Source organism: Pseudomonas sp. P4_C3 (assembly GCF_056402075.1).
In genome coordinates this window covers 1-1,203 of sequence record NZ_JBFUIC010000640.1, presented here as the reverse complement: position 1 = coordinate 1,203, position 1,203 = coordinate 1, and the positions used below count along the sequence as shown (strand labels likewise).

At 61.3% G+C, this 1,203-nt stretch carries 2 protein-coding genes; one reads left to right on the top strand and one right to left on the bottom strand.

Features of this window, described 5'->3' with window-relative positions:
* Positions 1-277 (bottom strand): LysR family transcriptional regulator (locus AC1DVH_RS31405; protein ID WP_477757062.1); only part of this gene is annotated, 277 nt, incomplete at its 3' end.
* A 124-nt stretch (positions 278-401) separates the two neighbouring features.
* Between AC1DVH_RS31405 and trpB the strand changes: the two genes are divergently transcribed.
* The coding region (trpB, locus tag AC1DVH_RS31400) for a tryptophan synthase subunit beta (protein WP_477757061.1) at positions 402-1,203 on the top strand (802 nt) is incomplete at its 3' end.

Here is a 1,203-nt window from a genome sequence, read left to right as displayed (position 1 = left end):
CGGCTGTGCTTTGTGTGAGTTCGGCGCAAACGCTGCGCAGGCGCTCGAAGGCTTCGCTGCTGGCGTCACGCAGGCGTAACCCGGCATCTGTGAGTTTCAGGCCGCGTCCGTCCTTGATGAACAGGCTAACGCCGAGGTGTTCTTCAAGCACCTTGAGTTGCCGGCTGACGGCCCCATGGGTGACGTGCAACTGCTCGGCCGCCTGACTGACGCTGTTCAAGCGGGCAGTGGCTTCGAAGGCGCGAAGCGCGTTCAGCGGAGGAAGGTCATGGCTCATGGGATCTGTGAGTTTTCCTGACATGTTGTGGCGATCTTATCGGTTTTCAGGCCGGGGCGTCAGGGGTAGAGTGAAGCCCACTATCTCTTTATGCATCACTTCACGCATTCAACTGGAGCGCCAAATGACCCAGACTAATCTGCGCAACGGCCCTGATGCCAACGGCCTGTTTGGCGCGTTCGGCGGCCGCTACGTTGCCGAAACCCTGATGCCGTTGATCCTCGACCTGGCCCGTGAATATGAGCTGGCCAAGGAAGACCCTGCATTCAAGGAGGAACTGGCCTACTTCCAGCGCGACTACGTCGGGCGTCCAAGCCCACTGTACTTCGCCGAGCGTCTGACCGAGTTCTGTGGCGGCGCGAAGATCTACCTCAAGCGCGAAGAGCTGAACCACACCGGCGCGCACAAGATCAACAACTGCATCGGCCAGATCCTGCTGGCGCGGCGTATGGGCAAGAAGCGCATCATCGCTGAGACCGGCGCCGGCATGCATGGTGTGGCCACTGCCACCGTCGCCGCGCGCTTCGGTCTGGATTGCGTGATCTACATGGGCACCACTGACATCGAACGTCAGCAGGCCAACGTGTTTCGCATGAAGCTTTTGGGTGCCGAAGTGATCCCGGTGGTGGCCGGCACCGGCACGCTGAAAGATGCGATGAACGAAGCCCTGCGTGACTGGGTGACCAACGTCGACAGCACCTTCTACCTGATCGGCACCGTGGCCGGTCCGCACCCTTACCCGGCGATGGTCCGCGACTTCCAGGCCGTGATCGGCAAGGAAACCCGTGAGCAACTGCAAGCCCAGGAAGGCCGTCTGCCAGATAGCCTGGTGGCGTGCATTGGCGGTGGCTCCAACGCCATGGGCCTGTTCCACCCGTTCCTCGACGACAAGAGCGTCGAGATCATCGGCGTTGAAGCTGCCGGTT